We start from the raw sequence: 15,775 nt of genomic DNA on the forward strand, positions 1-15,775 counted from the left end.
GGCTGACTCACTCTCTCGCCATCTGCGGCGTCAGCCGCGGCAACTGCGCCTCCAGCAGTCGCGCCACCGCCATCACCCGGTCATCGCGGTAGCGTGGCCCCACCAGATGCAGGCCAACCGGCAAGCCATGGTCATCCAGGCCACAGGGAAGCGATGCGGCGGGCTGCTGAGTGAGGTTGAACGGGTAGCTGAACGGGGTCCAGTCGACCCAGTCGACGTAGCCGCTGCCTGGCGGCACGTCGTGACCGGCGGCGAAGGGCGAGAGCGGCAAGGTCGGCGTCACCAGCAGATCGAACTCGCGGTGGAATTCGGCCATGTGGGCCGTGAGCGCCGTTCGCGCTTCGCGAGCGACGAGATAATCGGTCAGCGTGAGCGTCTTGCCATGCTCGGCGATGGCACGCAGACCGGGATCGAGCGCGTCCCGCTGGGCGTCGTTCAGCCCGTCCAGCAGGCGCGAGGCACCGGCGTGCCAGAGCGTATCGAAGGTCGCCTTGGGCGAGTCGAAGCCGGGATCGATCTCGACCACCTCGGCCCCCAGCGATTTGAGCCGTTCGACTGCGGCGTCAACGACGCGCAGGATGTCCGGCGCCACCGCGACATAGCCCAGATCGCGACTGTAGGCGATACGCATGCCTTCTAGGTTCCGTGGTCCGGTCGCCAGCCAATCGATCGGACAGGCGGTGCCGGCGTAGCCATCCCTGGCGTCGGGCCGGGCGATGACCGAGAGCATCAGCGAACTATCGGTGGCGGTGCGGGTCATCGGTCCCAGGTGTGAGAGCGTGCTCATGGCGCTGGCCGGCCATTGCGGAATCCAGCCGAAGGTCGGCTTGATGCCGAAGGTGCCGGTAAATCCGCAGGGAATGCGGATCGAGCCGCCAGCATCACTGCCCTGATGCAGCATGCCCAGGTTGAGCGCGGCCGCAGCGCCGGCGCCCCCGGAAGACCCCCCGGCCGTGAGCTCGGGATTCCAGGGGTTGCGCGTCACCCCGTAGAGCGGGTTGTCGGTGACACCTTTCCAGCCGAATTCAGGCGTGGTGGTCTTGCCCAGCAGCACCGCACCAGCCTTGCGCATATGGGCAGTCAACGGTGCATCGATCTCCCAAGGGCCCTCCGCCGGCGTGGTGGTCGAGCCCTTGCGCGTCGGCATGCCGGCGGTCAGGGTCAGATCCTTGATCGTGCCGGGTACGCCATCCAGCGGCCCCACAGGCTCGCCTCGCCGCCAGCGCTGTTCGGATGCTCGTGCCGCGTTCAGGGCACCCTCGGTATCGACATGACAAAACGCGTTGACGACCGGGTTGTGACGCTCGATTCGTGCCAGGCAGTCTCGGGTCAGCTCCAGCGGCGAGAGCTCGCCGCGCTCGAATAGGGCCAACGCCTCGTGCGCCGTCAGCTCGGCGAGCCTGGTCGCCTGGATATCGGGACTCATTCACCCACCCCGGCCAGACTCAGCGTTGCGTGCAGCAGCACGTTGGCGCCGGCAGTGATGTCCTCCGGCGTCGCGTACTCGGCTTCGTTGTGGCTGATGCCTTTCTCGCACGGGATGAAGATCATCGCGGCCGGTGCGATGTCGCCAATGAATACCGCGTCATGCCCGGCACCGCTGACGATGTCGCGATGAGCATAGCCGCCTGCCAGCGCACCCTGTCGCACCGCTGCGATGCAGTCGGGATGAAAGTGCTGGGGCGGATAGTCCGCCGTCGGCGTGACGTCGATGCCGAGGGCGCTGTCGCCGACGATTTCGTCCAGCGCTCGCCGGAACTCGGCCACCATGGTCTCGAGCACCCCGCTCTCGCTATGGCGAAAATCGACGCTGAGAGTGACCTGGCCGGGAATCACGTTGCGGGAGTTGGGCAATAGCTGGAAGGCCCCCACGGTGCCTCGCCCGTCGGGCTGATGCGACTGGGCGATCCGATTGACCGCCTCGACGATCCGGGTGGCGCCGAGCAGCGCATCCTGGCGCAGATGCATCGGCGTGGAACCGGAGTGGGCGGCCATGCCGGTGATCGTGACGTCGAACCACTTCAGGCCCAGCGCCCCGGTCACCACACCGATGGTGTCGCCGGTATCCTCGAGAATCGGCCCCTGCTCGATATGCGCCTCGAGATAGCCGGCAAAGCGCGTCGGGCAAGCGGTATTGTCGCCAACGTAGCCGATCGCCGAGAGCGCCTCGCCAGCGGTGACGCCATCGGCGTCGGTACGCGACAACGCGTCTTCCAGTGTCACCTGCCCGGCGAAGACGCCGGAGCCCATCATGCAGGGCGCGAAGCGGCAGCCCTCCTCGTTGGTCCAGGAGACCAGCTCGATCGGCCGCTCGGTCTCGATGCCGCCGGCGTTCAGCGTGCGGATGACTTCCAGCGCTGCCAGCACGCCGAAACAGCCGTCATACTTGCCGCCGGTGGGCTGGGTGTCGATATGACTGCCGATGACGATCGGGTCGGCGCTATCATCGCGCCCGGCGCGCCGGGCGAAGATGTTGCCAATGGCATCGAAGCGCACTTCGAGGCCTTCGGCTTCACACCAGCGAATCAGCAGTTCACGCCCCTGCCGGTCGAGCTCGGTCAGCGCCTGCCGGTTGCAGCCGCCCCTGGGCGTGCCGCCGATCTCGGCCAGCTCCATCAGCGTCTGCCACAGCCGTTCGCCGTCGACGTCGAGTGATTGCGTAGAATGTGGCGCTGGGCTTATGCGTCGTGAAGGGTCTTGATCTGAAAGAGCCGAAGTCATGTCGTTATCCTTGTTATGTTGGAGTGGATCCGCCTGGTTCGATGCCAGGCTTCCGGGCAGATAATCGCACCCCGAAAGCGCCAGCCGTGAACGCGAGAAGTGTCGACAGTCGACGTTAGATTCAACATTAGCATGTCATCAGGATCCAGATCACCGGTATCGCCGTTACTGTCAGCGGATCGCCCTGGCCAGCGTTGTGCCCCCGCCGACGTGCTGACTAGACTGTAGCGATTGCCCGCCACGACGGAGCACCATCATGCCCCTGTTTACCCGTGATCCACTGTTTAGCCGTGACCCGTTTTCTCGAGCCCGGGCCTCTCGCGCTCGAACGTCCGGCCCTGCCGGCGACATCGTCCACGACGATACCATTCACCTGCCGGAAGGCGACCTCGGCCTTCAGAACGAAAACGCCCATCACGACGCCTACAGCGACGAGCACTTCTGGCGCAAGCTGACCCGCTTCGGCAAGCGGGCCGGGCGCGAGGTGGCACTGAAAGCGCTGCAGCTCTACTTCGTGCTCAAGCGGCCCGATGTTCCTCTCTGGGCAAAGTCGACGATCATTGGGGCGCTCGGCTATTTCATCTCGCCGCTGGATGCGATCCCCGACTTCGTCGCCGGCGTCGGCTATACCGATGACGCCAGCGTACTGGCCGCCGCGCTGGTGGCCGTGTCGATCTATATCGATGAAGACATCAAGCGACAGGCAGAATCCGTCCTGGCGCGCTGGTGGCCGGAGGACAACGGGATCTGAAGCCGGCACCGTCCTCGCCTTTCGCTTTACCGGTTTTTTTGTACACAAAAACGCTCTAGAGTAGTTAGACAAAGGTAGACAACAACAACGGACTCTGGAGTATTCGATGAATCAGGACACCACCACGGCAAGCCGTCATTCCGAGGAAGAATGCCGCCTTCACGTCAACGAAAACGATAGTCGGCTACGCGATATCGACTACTTCCCGCCACTCCGAAAGGCGGTTCCACTTGGTATACAACATGTTTTGGCGATGTTCGTCAGCAATGCCGCCGTACCGCTGATCATCGCCGGCGCGGCGGGCCTTTCGGGGGCGGATACCGTCTTCCTGGTACAGATGGCGATGTTCGTGGCGGGGATCGCCACGCTGGTCCAGACGCTGGGTATCGGCCCGCTGGGCGCGCGCCTGCCGATCGTCATGGGCACCAGCTTCGGCTTCGTGCCGGTGATGATTCCGATCGCCGCCAGCCAAGGGCTGCCGGCGGTCTTCGGCGGCGCACTAATCGGTGGGCTGGCGATGGCCGTGGTGGGCGTCTTCTACAAGCGTTTGAGCGTGTTCTTCCCGCCCGTGGTTTCGGGCACCTTCGTGCTGCTGATCGGCATTCTGCTGCTACCGGTGGGCTTCGCCTATGTCGGCGGCGGCGTCGGTGCCGAGGACTTCGGGGCGCCGCATCATCTGTTGCTGGCCGCGCTGGTCTTCGTCGTCACCGTGGCGTTCCACCAGTTCTGTCGCGGATTTCTGTCGGAAGCCGCCGTGCTGATCGGCATCCTCGTCGGCTGCGTGGCGGCGGCGCCGTTCGGCCTGCTCGACTTTTCCAAGGTCGCCGATGCCAGCTGGTTCCAGCTGCCGCTGCCCTTGCAGATGGGTCTCAGCTTCGATCCGGCGGCGATCATGGCCATCGCGCTGATGGCGGTAGTGACCTGCGCCGAATCGATCGGCGACATTTCCGGCACCGCAATCGGCGGCGCCGAGCGCGAGGCCACCAAACGCGAGCTTTCCGGTGGTGTGATGGCCGATGGTCTTTCCAGCAGCTTCGCCGCGCTATTCGGCGCCTTCCCGCAGATCAGCTTCAGCCAGAACGTCGGGCTGGTCGCGCTGACCGGCGTCGCCAGCCGTTTCGTGGTCGCCATCGGCGGCGGGTTTCTGGTGCTGGCGGGCCTGATCCCCAAGCTGGGCGCGCTGGTGTCGGCGATCCCGGCGGCGGTGCTGGGCGGCGCGGTGATCATCATGTTCGGGATGATCGCCAGTGCCGGCGTCAAGATGCTCTCCCACGCTGCCTTCAACAAGCGCAACATGCTGATCGTCGGTATCTCCCTGGCACTGGCGATTGGCCTGCCGGCCCAGAGCGGGCTCTACGAAGGCGCGTCTCAGCAGATCGGCGTACTACTGGAATCGGGCCTGATCCCCGGGGCGCTGGCATCGATCATCCTCAACCTGATCCTGCCAAAGGCCGCCGGCGAAGCGGCAACGGCGGATGACCCTGTATCCTGAGCGCTCATGACCAACGGATTCGATCGGGGACAAGGACAAGCCGTCGCCGATCGGTCTACGCTGAAGGTTGGCTAATTCGGCAGCAAGGAGCATGCCATGGGCATTTACTGCCTGACCTTCGACAGACCGCTGGGAAGAATGGATAGCCATCGCCTGGAGTCGATGCTCGGACGGTTCGAATCCATCCCGCTGTTTCGCACGACCTGGCTGATCGAGTCGACCGACCCGATCGAGTTTCTGCGTTCGCGGTTGAACCGGGCGTTCGGCAAGCAGCCCCGCTTTTTCATCACCCGGCTGAGCGAGCCCTGGTGTACGGACGGCATCGGGCCGGTGGGCAAGTGGCTGAGCGACCCGAAGCGCCAGTGGTAGGCGCTCAGCCCTTGGCCGCGTCCCGCACGCCCTGGACATCCTTCTCCAGCTTGCAGCGCACCAGCGCGGCCATCAGCCTGGGGTAATCCTCGCGGGATACCTTGTCGGCGAGCTTATCGGCATCGGCCTTGAGCCCCAGTTTTTCGGCCGCGGAGAGCGCGGCCTTGTCGGCATAGGGGTAGCATTCGTCCCACACCAGCTGGATCTCGCGCAGAAAGATATCGGCGCCGGTGCCGCCGATTCCCTTGAAGGCCTTGAGCCGTTTCCGCAACGCCTTGGGGCTACCTTCCGCCGCTTCGCGCAACTTGCGCAGGTCGCCACCGTAGGTCTCCAGCAGCGCGGCGTTCATTTCCGCCAGTTGCGTGGCGGTCTTTTCGTCGACGCGCGCGTAGCCGGACTCGTTGAGTACCCGCGCTCGGGTTTCCCAGTCGCTCGCCTGCAGTTTCTGCGGCGTCGTCCAGCCGGCCTTGGCCATCGCCCTGGCGCCACGCATCGCCAGATCGGCACTGATCGGCGCACTGGTCAGCAGCGAATAGCAGAGCAGGCGAAACAGTGGCGACGGCGTGTTCTTGTGCAGGTCGATCCCCAGTTCGCTGGCGAAGGTGCGTCCATGACGCTGCATCAGTGCCGCGATGATCCGTTTTTGACTGGCCATGGTGACTCCCGAAAGCGATGACGGAGTTTCAATGATGTTGGAACTTCAACATGGCATCGCCGGGTCAACTGTCAAATCGGCGGGAACCGCCACGACGGGTGACGGAAAACGCGCGCCCCGCCGGCCTTGAGATCGAACACTCGCCACCGCATATTATTCCCCCGCCGCGGCACACGCCCGTTCGCCAGTCTTCAACACCGGAGCCCCATGTCTTTCGATACCACTGCCCACAATCGCCGGATGACCTACTTCGACGATCACGAATCGGTATGGCTTTTCGGCTACGGTTCGCTGATCTGGAAGGCGGACTTCGACTACCTGGAACGCCGCCCGGCCTCGATTCGCGGCTGGACGCGGCGCTTCTGGCAAGGCTCCCACGATCATCGTGGCACGCCGGAAGCGCCGGGGCGGGTCGTGACGCTTACGCCGGATGCCGATGCGATCTGCCACGGCATGGCCTATCGCATCTCTCCCCGCGTGTTCGAACCGCTGGATATCCGTGAGAAGAATGGCTATCTGCGCGTCGTGACAGAGATGACCTTCGAGGACTCGCCCTCGGATCATGTCAGCCGAGTCGAGGGCGTGGTGTACTTGGCGGGAGAGGATAACGCCGCCTATCTCGGTCCGGCTTCGGAAGCCGAGATCGCGCGCCAGATCGCCACGTCTCACGGCCCGAGCGGCCCCAACCGCGACTATCTGCTCAATCTGGCGGCCGCGTTGCGCGAGCTGGGATTCGAGGACGCCCATGTCTTCGCCCTGGAGCGCGCCCTGCTCGCGGGTTGATCCATGAGCTGATCATGGGTTGATTCGTGAGTTCGCCCGCTTCTCGCACGCAGCGCTTTGCCTTGTCAGTGGCCGCTGCCGGACCGAAGCTTCTTGAGCAGTTGCACCACGCCGAGCACTATCGCCCCCGCCACCAGGCCGCAAGCGAAGTTGAGCAACATGGGCGTCAACGGCTGGATGATCGCGCCCACGCCGGGAATATCGGCCGGCACTTCGGCGAAATTCTCGATGGCATGGTGAATGAAGGGAACGCCATGCGTCAGAATACTGCCGCCGACCAGAAACATCGCGATGGTGCCGACGATCGACAGCAGCTTCATCAGATAGGGCGCCGCCCACAGAATCCCGCGACCGATCGACTGGGCGAAGTTCGCCGAGCGTTCGGTGAGATGGACGCCGAGATCGTCGAGCTTGACGATGCCGGCCACCAGGCCGTAAACCGCCGCGGTAATGGCGACGGCGATGATCGCCAGGACCACGACCTGCTGGGTGAAACTGGCGCTGGCCACCGAGCCCAGCGTAATGGCGATGATTTCCGCCGAGAGGATGAAGTCGGTTCGCACGGCGCCCTTGATCTTGTCCTTCTCGAACGCCAGCCGCTCTTCCTTCGACTTCAGTTTCGCGGCGGCGCGGACGTCTTCCTTGCTTGCCTCGGCGCCACCGTGCAGAAACTTGTGGGCCAGCTTTTCCGCGCCTTCGTAACAGAGAAACGCGCCGCCCAGCATCAGCAGCGGGGTGATCAGCCAGGGAGCGATCACGCTGATCAGAAGCGCCGCCGGCACCAGAATCAGCTTGTTGCGCAGCGATCCTTTCGCCACGGCCCACACGATCGGCAGCTCGCGACTGGCGCGAACGCCGGTGACCTGCTGGGCATTGAGCGCCAGATCGTCACCCAGCACGCCCGCCGTCTTCTTGGCAGCCACCTTGGTCATGAGGGAAACGTCGTCGAGCAACGTGGCGATATCGTCGAGTAGTGTCAGTAGACTGCCTGCGGCCACGAAGAGTCCTCTATCGGTGAATCAGGAATGCGCCAAGCGTAGCGGAAATTCTCACGATGGCGTGACGACTTTCGCCAGCGCCTGCTTCAAGGGCGCCGCCGACTCCGGCCGGACACAGCGCGCGACCTCCTCGCCGTCACGCAGAAAGATCAGCGTCGGCCAGAGCTTGACCCGGAAGGCCCGCCCCAGCGGCCGGCCCTTGCCATCCTCGATCCTGAAGTACGGTAGCTCCTGCGCGCCTTCGAACGCTTCGGCGATCAGCGGCTGAGCTGCCTGACACCAGGGGCACCAGGGCGCGCCGAATTCGATCACGGCGGGCCCGGCGATGTCGTACAGCGCCTCCCGGGCGGGTTCGTCGGTCGTGTACTGGCTCGTCATGGCAGTCTCCTGAAACCGTTTTCTCGCCGCATTGAACACAAGCTAGCCGTGTTGAATACAAAGATAGTCGCAAATGACAAAACCCTCGCCGATGACGAAGGTTCATGCCGATATTCGGGAAGAAGCAGGAAAGCGGAATAGGTTTATCGGGTTGGATCAGGGGCTGGACAGGCCTCGAATGTCAATCGATGTCGAGCGGTTTCAAACCTCGAGAGAAGGCTTGCCAGCGTTCGACGTAATGCGCTGCCGAGGCCTTCAGCCCCTCGATTGCCTTGTCGTCCAGTGTGCGCACCGCCTTTGCCGGCGCGCCCACGATCAGTGAATTGTCGGGGAAAGACTTGCCTTCGGTCACCAGCGCGTTGGCGCCGACCAAGCAATTATTGCCGATCTGCGCGCCGTTGAGCACGGTCGCTCCCATGCCGATCAGTGTGTTGTCGCCCAGGGTGCAGCCGTGAAGAATGGCGTGATGGCCGATAGTGCAGCCACGGCCGACACGCAGCATGAAGCCGGGATCGGTATGCAGCATGCAGCCTTCCTGAATATTGCTGCCCTCGCCGATCAGGATCCGGTCATTGTCGCCACGGATCACTACGTTGAACCAGACGCCCACGTCCTCTCCCAGTTCGACCTGCCCGATGACGTGAGCACTAGGCGCGACCCAGGAGCGCCCCCTGTCCGGCAGATTCGGCACCGCATCGAAATAGGCATAGACAGGCATGGGCATGACTCCGGCTGAAAGATGACTTCATCCTCGCCTGCGGCGGCATCGACTGCCAGCCGACTTTAGGCCCAGAGATTCGACCCTGAGCTACAACGATAAACGTTACTGCCCACGCAGACGACGAGGCCCCGATATCGTGTCGACATCGGGGCCTCATCGTCATTTGCATCTCGCACATGGGGATTCAGGCCGACTCGTCGTCCTGCTTGTCCTCGCTGACCACGGAGGAATTGACGCTGGTGCCGCTGTAGGAACTCTGGTGCTGGCTGGCTTCGCTCTCCGCGGCCATGGAAAACGGCAACACGGCGGAGACGACGATGGCGGCCAACATCGAAAACAGTTTATTGAACGCTTTCATGACCACTCCTTCGGTAATGGCACGTCCTGCGACGTTTTGTCGCGACGCCTAATTAGCATGCTAAACGAATGTCCGCACGTCAAGCACTGAATGGTCGTAGCATCTCTGGTGCTTCGCCGTTCCCCGTTGGTCGGTCAGCGTTCGATCCAGGGCTCGATGTCCAACGTTTGCGGCAGAGCGCGAAGCTGCTCCGTCAACCGACGAGCCTCCGCCGAATGGCAGCCACTGTCATGCTCGAGGGTCGCCGTTTCTCCATCGCGGCTCGTCCACGTCACCGTGTAATGAGACAGGTCCGTCGCGCGCGGGCCACAATCCGGCGTGTCGATCGTCGTTCCCATCGTTGGCTGCCACGGGGCGAGCCGCCTCTCGATCCGCGTGAATCGCTCGGGATCATTGACGCGTACGCGCTCGCCATCGACAGCCGTGAATCGCTCCCCGGTGAAGCGCGTCGTGCCGTCTTCGCTGATTTCGACACTGTAAACCGGGCACGTACCGTGACAGGGACCGACCTGGTAACGAATATCAGTCACGGCCTGACCACTCCCGGCCGGCTGGCTACCTGCCGTTTCACCGTCCGGCAGTGTTCGAGACTGGGTGCATCCGGCGAGCAGAAGAATCGTGATCGCCACACTCAGATAGCGTGCTGCTTGTCGTGTCATGTCATTTTTCCTCGAGGTTCGATGATGTGAAGCCCGGTCGACAAGCTCCGGCTAGCGCCGTCTCCGGGTCCGCCAGCGTCCAGACGCCTGGATACAGATTCATCCCGCGCTCCTCTCAATGTTGTAAAAATTCCGTAATTTAAAGATAAAGCATTGATTTGTAATTTAAAAAAGAACTTCACACTACGTTCGCCGCCAACCCTGGGCCGTCATAATCATGGCACTAACGCCACGACCTCATTAAACTGTCGTCCTAGTCGCGTTCGCGCCTGTCCGTATCCATCAGACAGAGAACCTTCATGAAATTGCGTCACGGCATGACCTTCTGTTCTAGCCTGCAGACCCAGTCTGGAGCCGAATCCGGCGACACCCAAGACGTCGACGTCGTCCTCATCGGCGGAGGCACCATGAGTGCCACCCTGGGAACCCTGCTCCAGTCACTGCAGCCCGATTGGACCATTCACCTCTACGAGCGTCTGGACAAGGCAGCCGAAGAGAGCTCCAACGTCTGGAACAACGCTGGCACCGGCCACTCGGCCTTCGCCGAGATGAATTACACCTCGCCTCAGCCCGATGGCAGCGTGGACATTCAGCGCGCCGTCAAGATCACCGAGCAGTTCGAGGTTTCGCGTCAGTTCTGGGCGAGCCAGGTTCGCGAAGGCGTACTGGCCAATCCGCGCTCCTTCATCAATACCGTACCGCACCTGAGCTTCGTCTGGAGTGGCGAGCGCGTCTCGTTCTTGAAGACCCGCTTCGAGGCGATGCGCCAGAACCCGCTCTACGCCGGTATGGAATATTCCGACGACCCCCAGAAGATCTCGGAGTGGATACCGCTGGTCATGACCGGGCGCGATACCAGCGAGCCCGTCGCCGCGACGCGGATGCCGATCGGCACCGAGGTCAACTTCGGTGAGATCACCCGCCAGATGATGAACGCGCTGGCCCGCCGCGACAATTTCCACCTGTCCGTCAACACCCAGGTGCGGGATCTGAAGCGCAACGTGGACGGCACCTGGAAAGTCACCGTGGCCAACACCAGCGACGGTGGCAACGAGCGCACCGTCAACGCACGCTTCGTGTTCATCGGCGCGGGCGGTGCGGCTCTGACGCTGCTGCAGAAATCCGGCATTCCGGAAGCCCGGCAGTACGGTGGTTTTCCGGTCGGCGGTCAGTTCCTCTTCACCACCAATCCGGAAATCGTCGCCAAGCACGACGCCAAGGTCTACGGTCTGGCGCCCGCCGGTTCGCCGCCGATGTCGGTACCGCACATCGACAAGCGCATTCTCGATGGCACCCCGGCAATCATGTTCGGGCCGTTCGCCACCTTCTCGAGCAAGTTCCTCAAGAACGGTTCCTGGACCGATCTGATGCGCTCGATCACGCCCAACAATCTGTGGCCGATGACCAAGGTCGGCATCAACAACATGGATCTGGTGCGGTATCTGATCAGCCAGCTGCGAATGTCCGAAAGCGGCCAGTTCAAGGAGCTCCAGCACTATTACCCGGAAGCCAACCGCGAAGACTGGAAGCTGTGGACCGCCGGACAGCGGGTGCAGACGATCAAGGACATCGAAGGCAAGGGCGGCACGCTCCAGTTCGGCACCGAACTGGTCACCGGTGCGGAAGGCTCCATCGCCGCGCTGCTGGGCGCATCGCCCGGCGCCTCGACGGCACCGTCGATCATGCTCGCGCTGCTCGAGAAAGTCTTTCCCGAGCAGGTAGCCAGCGACAAGTGGCAGACCAAGCTGAAGGCGATGATACCTTCCTACGGCAAGGCACTGGCCGATAATCCGCAGCTGCTCTACGATGTGCGCGCCATGTCACGCGAGCTGCTGGAGCTGAGCGAGCCGGACCTGACCACGACACCCGCCTCGACCTCGGAGCCGGAAACCAGCGGCAGCTGATCCGGATCGCGTCTCCGTAAGCGACGACCGCCCGCCTCGGCCAAGCCGAGGCGGGCGGTTTACGTTGGCAGACCTGAGTTTCCGTTGCGGCGGCTCGCCCCCACATCCCGAGACTGGCTATTCCACGGCGCTGCTGGCGTCGATCACATCGAGTTTCGACAGCATCTCGTAGGCCGCCTTCACTCGCGCCTCGTTGGGATAGTTGCGGTTGGCCAGCATGACCAATCCGACCTGTTTGCCGGGCACGAGGACCACGTAACCGCCGAAGCCGTTGGTGGAGCCGGTCTTGTTGACCCAGACGTCGTCCCGCGGCGCCTGAACTTGCGACGACTGAGATGGCTCGATCGCCTCGGCCTTGTTGGGCTTCAGGATCATGTCGTAACCGTTGCCCGCCAGCAGCGTATCGAGCGAAACGGGTAGCGGATACTGCTCCCAGATCAGATCCTGGGTCATCTCGCCGACCTGGACATGACCGTGGCGCGTAGCATCGATCGCTCGCTGCAGATCATCGTCGATCTCGAGCAGACCGAGATTGGCCTGCACCAACCGAGCCAGATCGCCGGCGGTGGTCTTGATGCCGTAGGCCTCGTCGTCGAGCACACCGGGCGACACGCGAACGGGCTGGCCCTGCTTGTCCTCGCCCATGGCGTAATGCGCCATCTGCGCGTCGGGAACGTCGTAGAAAGTATGCGCCAGTCCGAGTGGTTCCAGCACGCGAGCCTGCACCGCCGGCACGAACGCCTGATCGAGACTCGCGGCGGCTTCCAGCCCCAGCAGCCCGATGCCCAGGTTGGAGTAGGTGCGGCTTTCGCCGATCGGCTCGGTGGGCTGCCACTGGCGATACCAGGCCATCAGCGAGTCGCGGTCCGTCACCTCGTCGGGCACGAACAGCGGCAGCCCGCCGGTGGTGTGCGTGCCAAGATTGCGTCCGGAGATCTCGTCGAAGGCGCTGCCCTCGAGCTCGGGCAGATAACGGCTGACCGGCGCCTCGAGGTCGAGCCTGCCCTCGACGGCGGCGAGTGATGCCAGCGTGGCGGTGAACGTCTTGCTGAGCGAGCCGATCTCGAACAGGGTGTCGCCATCGACCGGTGTGCCGTCGTCACGGTCGGCGACGCCGTAGTTCAGAATCCGCGCCCCCTGCGGGCGAACCACCGCCACCGCCATACCGGGAATACTTTGCTCTTGCATCAACGACTCGATGATCGGATCGATGGCTTCACCGATGTCCGCACCTTCGCTCTGCGCCGATACGGCGGTCGACGAACCCAGCAGCAGCAACGACACCCCTAACGCGATTCGTTTCATGACGGTTTCGATCCTCTGCAGTGTGTGCCGACGGCATCGTCGGGCGCGGAAAACGGTGCCGCCAATCATGCGTGAAAAGGCCAGGAACCGGAACCGCCAGCCCCACTAAAGCGGCACCCTCCACGGTCTGTGCGCTGGCCGTTCAGTGCACCACGTTACGGATGAAGCGCAGCCGACCCGGCCCTTCATTGCGGTAGCGGTAGGACTGGTCGCTGGGGTAGACATGGAAGTCGCCGGCCTCGATCGTCACGCAGCGATCGTCCAGCTCCAGGGTCAGCGTGCCCTCGATCACCACCAGCATCTCGTGCCAGCCGGAGTCGTCGGCGGCCGATTCGTAGCTGTCTCCCGACTCCAGCGACCAGGACCACAGCTCGACCTCCTGCCGCGCCGGCTTGCTCGCCAGCAGCCGGGCGCGACTCGCGGGGTGCTTTCCTACCCAGGCGACTTCGTCGATGCGCGCCGAATCCTCGCTGTCCGGCGGCTGGACCAGCGCGTAGAACAGCACGCCCAGCGCTTCGGCGAGGCGATCCAGCGTGCTCAGACTGACATTGACGTCGCCCTTCTCGATATTGACCAGCATGCGCCGGCTCACCCCGGCCTGATCCGCCAGCGCCTGCTGACTCAGCCCCGCGGCCTGACGCAGCCGCCGGACGTTGGTCGCCACATGAACCAGCACGTCGGGGCGCTCGTTAGACTTGTGCAATATATTGCCCATCCGTACAATCGCGGCTCTCGTCGAATGCCACTCGGCCGCCGGTTCGGCGAGTGGCAACGTCTGGCGAGCCATCATGCCGCAGACCTCAGGAGGTGTCATGTCAGTCGCCATGCGTGAATTCGTGGCCAGAGCCTGGCCGGTGGCCATGCTGATCGTGGCGATGTGTTCCATCCAGGGCGGTGCCGCCATCGCCAAGTCGCTGTTCCCGGTCATCGGCGCCACCGGCACGACCTCGATTCGCCTGATTCTCGCCGCGCTGATCCTGCTGATCGTGATGCGGCCCTGGCGCCAGCCGCTGAGCCGCCGCGCCTGGAAGTCGACGCTCGTCTATGGCGTCGCGCTCGGCATCATGAATCTGCTGTTCTACCAGGCGCTGCAGACGGTGCCGCTGGGGATCGCGGTGGCGCTGGAGTTCACCGGGCCGCTCGCCGTGGCGCTGCTCTCCTCGCGACGCTGGCTGGACCTGCTGTGGGTGGCATTCGCCGTGTTCGGCCTGACGTGTCTCCTGCTACTGGGCGATGACAGCAACGGCCCGATCGACCCTTACGGCGCGGCCTGCGCGCTGGGAGCCGGGGTCTGCTGGGCGCTGTATATCCTGTTCGGCCAGAAGGCGGGCTCGATCAACGGTGCCCAGAGCGCCACGCTGGGCATCACCATCGCCGCCGTCGTCATCGCCCCCGTCGGCCTGATCGACGTCGGCCCGGCGATTTTCGCCCCGGATGTCCTCCCGCTGGCGCTCGCCGTCGCCGTGCTCTCCACGGCCCTGCCCTATACGCTGGAGATGATCGCCATGCCGCGCCTGCCGACCCAGACCTTCGGCACCCTGATGAGTCTGGAACCGGCAATCGGGGCGCTCTCCGGCCTGCTGTTCCTGAGCCAGCTCCTGAGCGGGCTGCAGTGGCTGGCCATCGGTCTGATCATCGTCGCCTCGATCGGCACCACGCTGACGGTACGCCGACGCGACACCTTCGAAACGCCGGTGCCGGACTGAGGCGCTTCGGAAAAGGCCCGAAGGGCTGACTGCACGAACGTTCCAGACAAGCCTCTCTCGTGCTGGCATGCTGACGGATCGAGACGGCATACCGCATCGGCCGTGGCGCGGGAGGCAGCATGACATCGACGAACTGGATCGACCTGCAACAGGATGGCGATACGGGCATCGAGACGATCCGCGCCCATTTCGAGGGCCACGCCTACGATCCGCACTGGCACGACAGCTATCTGGTCGGCTTCACCGAACAGGGCGTGCAGCAGTTCCACTGCCGGCACTCGCGACACGACAGCACACCGGGCCGCCTCTTCTTCGTCGAGCCGGGGGAGATCCATGACGGACACGCACCGGCCAGCGGCGGCTTCACCTACTCCATGCTCTATCTCGACGCAGCCTGGCTGCAGCGCGAACTGCGCCAGTTCGGCACGCCGGGCCTCGCCTCGGGGGAGCCGGGCTTCGCCGCGACCCTGGTCGACGATGCGCCGTTGATCGCCGCCGTCGCCAACGCGTTCGCCACGTTGCGCGGGCCGGGCACGCGACTCCAGCGCGATGCCGCGCTCGATACGTTGCTGCAGGGCATGCTTCCGCACCTGGGCTGGCGCCAGCGACACCGTGACGACGACCCGCGCCTGCCCCGCGTGGCGCGACGTGCCCAGGCGTACCTTCATGCTCACAGCGGTGACGATATCGGTCTGCAGACCCTCGCCGAACAGTGCGGCGTCGACCGCTTCCGCCTGACCCGCGCCTTCAAGGCCGCCTTCGGCCTGGCGCCGCATGCCTATCTGGTCCAGCTGCGCCTGGCCCAGGCCCGCCAGCGTCTCGCCACCGGTGAGTCACCCGCCATCGTGGCCAGCCAACTGGGGTTCGCCGACCAGAGCCATCTGGGCCGCTGGTTTCGCCGCGCCTACGGTTTGACGCCGGCCGACTATCGCCGTCGTTGCCGGCCATCGCGCTGACGCTGGCTCACGGGGTCGA

The 15,775-nt window shown here is 64.1% G+C and carries 17 protein-coding genes; 7 read left to right on the forward strand and 10 right to left on the reverse strand.

Annotated features, from left to right (window positions below; all coding sequences use genetic code 11):
• Nucleotides 1–7: 7 nt before the first annotated feature.
• Complete coding sequence (locus ACWHY3_RS16810) at nt 8–1,426, reverse strand: amidase (protein ID WP_303853747.1); 1,419 nt, start codon at nt 1,424–1,426, stop codon at nt 8–10.
• On the reverse strand, nt 1,423–2,721 hold the full coding sequence (locus tag ACWHY3_RS16815; protein ID WP_448127052.1) for a Zn-dependent hydrolase: 1,299 nt from the start codon (nt 2,719–2,721) through the stop codon (nt 1,423–1,425). Before ACWHY3_RS16815 ends, ACWHY3_RS16810 begins: the two co-directional genes overlap by 4 nt.
• Before the next feature lie 256 nt (nt 2,722–2,977).
• On the opposite strand from ACWHY3_RS16815, the gene ACWHY3_RS16820 reads away from it, so the two are divergent.
• The 3 genes from ACWHY3_RS16820 to ACWHY3_RS16830 all read left to right on the forward strand — a co-directional run bounded on the left by ACWHY3_RS16820 (nt 2,978) and on the right by ACWHY3_RS16830 (nt 5,333).
• Nucleotides 2,978–3,472 carry a YkvA family protein gene (locus tag ACWHY3_RS16820; protein WP_448127053.1) on the forward strand — a complete coding sequence of 165 codons (495 nt, stop codon included), beginning with the start codon at nt 2,978–2,980 and terminating at the stop codon, nt 3,470–3,472.
• Nucleotides 3,473–3,665: 193 nt separating this feature from the next.
• A complete protein-coding gene (locus ACWHY3_RS16825; RefSeq protein ID WP_448128173.1) occupies nt 3,666–4,964 on the forward strand; it encodes a uracil-xanthine permease family protein in 1,299 nt (432 codons plus the stop codon).
• A gap of 96 nt (nt 4,965–5,060) precedes the next feature.
• Nucleotides 5,061–5,333, forward strand: coding sequence for a hypothetical protein (locus ACWHY3_RS16830; protein ID WP_071230896.1), 273 nt, complete (start codon nt 5,061–5,063; stop codon nt 5,331–5,333).
• Nucleotides 5,334–5,337: 4 nt separating this feature from the next.
• Here the strand turns inward: ACWHY3_RS16830 and ACWHY3_RS16835 are convergent, their stop codons facing one another.
• Entirely contained in the window at nt 5,338–5,988 is a 651-nt protein-coding gene (locus ACWHY3_RS16835; protein ID WP_448127054.1) for a hypothetical protein, read from the reverse strand.
• 207 nt (nt 5,989–6,195) lie between these two features.
• On the opposite strand from ACWHY3_RS16835, the gene ACWHY3_RS16840 reads away from it, so the two are divergent.
• Nucleotides 6,196–6,771 (forward strand): gamma-glutamylcyclotransferase, encoded by a 576-nt coding sequence (locus ACWHY3_RS16840; RefSeq protein ID WP_448127055.1) that lies wholly within the window; start codon nt 6,196–6,198, stop codon nt 6,769–6,771.
• A gap of 65 nt (nt 6,772–6,836) precedes the next feature.
• Here the strand turns inward: ACWHY3_RS16840 and ACWHY3_RS16845 are convergent, their stop codons facing one another.
• From ACWHY3_RS16845 to ACWHY3_RS16865, 5 genes are all read right to left on the reverse strand, one after another.
• Nucleotides 6,837–7,769, reverse strand: coding sequence for a DUF808 domain-containing protein (locus ACWHY3_RS16845; protein WP_448127056.1), 933 nt, complete (start codon nt 7,767–7,769; stop codon nt 6,837–6,839).
• Between the two features lie 51 nt (nt 7,770–7,820).
• Complete coding sequence (locus tag ACWHY3_RS16850; protein ID WP_332779656.1) at nt 7,821–8,147, reverse strand: thioredoxin family protein; 327 nt, start codon at nt 8,145–8,147, stop codon at nt 7,821–7,823.
• Nucleotides 8,148–8,328: 181 nt separating this feature from the next.
• Nucleotides 8,329–8,865, reverse strand: a complete 537-nt coding sequence (locus tag ACWHY3_RS16855) for a gamma carbonic anhydrase family protein (RefSeq protein WP_332779657.1) — start codon at nt 8,863–8,865, stop codon at nt 8,329–8,331.
• Between the two features lie 187 nt (nt 8,866–9,052).
• Nucleotides 9,053–9,226: a hypothetical protein gene (locus ACWHY3_RS16860; protein ID WP_157957066.1), complete on the reverse strand. Its 174-nt coding sequence runs from the start codon at nt 9,224–9,226 to the stop codon at nt 9,053–9,055.
• A 134-nt stretch (nt 9,227–9,360) separates the two neighbouring features.
• Nucleotides 9,361–9,885: a DUF6438 domain-containing protein gene (locus tag ACWHY3_RS16865; protein ID WP_087718576.1), complete on the reverse strand. Its 525-nt coding sequence runs from the start codon at nt 9,883–9,885 to the stop codon at nt 9,361–9,363.
• Nucleotides 9,886–10,184: 299 nt separating this feature from the next.
• On the opposite strand from ACWHY3_RS16865, the gene mqo reads away from it, so the two are divergent.
• Nucleotides 10,185–11,789, forward strand: coding sequence for a malate dehydrogenase (quinone) (gene mqo / locus ACWHY3_RS16870; RefSeq protein ID WP_087718577.1), 1,605 nt, complete (start codon nt 10,185–10,187; stop codon nt 11,787–11,789).
• A 117-nt stretch (nt 11,790–11,906) separates the two neighbouring features.
• Here mqo and ampC read toward each other — a convergent pair whose 3' ends face one another.
• Nucleotides 11,907–13,094, reverse strand: coding sequence for a class C beta-lactamase (gene ampC, locus ACWHY3_RS16875; RefSeq protein ID WP_448127057.1), 1,188 nt, complete (start codon nt 13,092–13,094; stop codon nt 11,907–11,909).
• Nucleotides 13,095–13,236: 142 nt separating this feature from the next.
• Entirely contained in the window at nt 13,237–13,908 is a 672-nt protein-coding gene (locus ACWHY3_RS16880; RefSeq protein ID WP_448127058.1) for a helix-turn-helix domain-containing protein, read from the reverse strand.
• Here ACWHY3_RS16880 and rhtA point away from each other — a divergent pair.
• Nucleotides 13,907–14,800 carry a threonine/homoserine exporter RhtA gene (gene rhtA, locus ACWHY3_RS16885; RefSeq protein ID WP_448127059.1) on the forward strand — a complete coding sequence of 298 codons (894 nt, stop codon included), beginning with the start codon at nt 13,907–13,909 and terminating at the stop codon, nt 14,798–14,800. The two genes, ACWHY3_RS16880 and rhtA, sit on opposite strands and share 2 nt — an antisense overlap.
• A 119-nt stretch (nt 14,801–14,919) precedes the next feature.
• Nucleotides 14,920–15,756, forward strand: a complete 837-nt coding sequence (locus tag ACWHY3_RS16890) for an AraC family transcriptional regulator (protein ID WP_087718580.1) — start codon at nt 14,920–14,922, stop codon at nt 15,754–15,756.
• Nucleotides 15,757–15,775: the final 19 nt, after the last annotated feature.

Source organism: Salinicola sp. NYA28a (genome assembly GCF_976982775.1).